The organism is Photobacterium chitinilyticum, assembly GCF_004104355.1.
Classification (GTDB): Bacteria; Pseudomonadota; Gammaproteobacteria; order Enterobacterales; family Vibrionaceae; genus Photobacterium; species Photobacterium chitinilyticum.
This window is the reverse complement of sequence record NZ_RJLM01000066.1, coordinates 1-1,171: the sequence shown is the minus strand read 5'-3', so window position 1 is coordinate 1,171 and position 1,171 is coordinate 1. Positions and strand designations below refer to the sequence as shown.

Here is a 1,171-nt window from a genome sequence, read left to right as displayed (position 1 = left end):
GATTGGGGTGAAGTCGTAACAAGGTAGCCGTATCGGAAGGTGCGGCTGGATCACCTCCTTTCTAAGGATAAGGAACTGCGCATTGGTCKTGTTTAGTCKTGAGAGGTCTTGTGGGGCCTTAGCTCAGCTGGGAGAGCGCCTGCTTTGCACGCAGGAGGTCAGCGGTTCGATCCCGCTAGGCTMCATTGGTGAKAGATCACCAAGTAATGCACATTGAAAATTGAATATCTATATCAAATAGTAACAAGAAAATAAACCGAAAACGCTGTAGTATTAATAAGAGTTTATGACTGAAAGGTCAGAAAATAAGGTTAAGTTAATAAGGGCGCACGGTGGATGCCTTGGCACTAGGAGCCGACGAAGGACGTGACAAACGACGATATGCCTTGGGTAGCTGTAAGTAAGCGATGATCCATGGATTTCCGAATGGGGGAACCCAACAGGTAATACCTGTTACCCACATCTGTTAAGGATGTGAGGAGGAAGACGCAGTGAACTGAAACATCTAAGTAGCTGCAGGAAGAGAAAGCAAAAGCGATTGCCTTAGTAGCGGCGAGCGAAACGGCAGAAGGGCAAACCGAAGAGTTTACTCTTCGGGGTTGTAGGACTGCAATGTGGACTCAAAGATTATAGAAGAATGATTTGGGAAGATCAGCCAAAGAGAGTAATAGCCTCGTATTTAAAATAGTCTTTGTACCTAGCAGTATCCTGAGTACGGCGGGACACGTGAAATCCCGTCGGAATCTGGGAGGACCATCTCCCAACCCTAAATACTCCCTAGTGACCGATAGTGAACCAGTACCGTGAGGGAAAGGTGAAAAGCACCCCGGGAGGGGAGTGAAATAGAACCTGAAACCGTGTGCCTACAACAAGTTCGAGCCCGTTAATGGGTGAGAGCGTGCCTTTTGTAGAATGAACCGGCGAGTTACGTTATGATGCGAGGTTAAGTTGAAGAGACGGAGCCGTAGGGAAACCGAGTCTGAATAGGGCGCCTTAGTATCATGACGTAGACCCGAAACCATGTGACCTACCCATGAGCAGGTTGAAGGTGCGGTAAGACGCACTGGAGGGGAAACCGAGTCTGAATAGGGCGCCTTAGTATCATGACGTAGACCCGAAACCATGTGACCTACCCATGAGCAGGTTGAAGGTGCGGTAAGACGCACTGGAG

1 tRNA gene and 2 rRNA genes are annotated in these 1,171 nt (G+C 48.8%); all 3 read left to right on the top strand.

The features are described from left to right. Window positions 1-61, top strand: a 16S ribosomal RNA gene (locus tag EDI28_RS25795); the annotation flags it as partial. 51 nt (window positions 62-112) lie between these two features. After that, window positions 113-185 (top strand) — tRNA-Ala (locus EDI28_RS25790). Between the two features lie 124 nt (window positions 186-309). Next, window positions 310-1,171, top strand: a 23S ribosomal RNA gene (locus EDI28_RS25785); the annotation flags it as partial.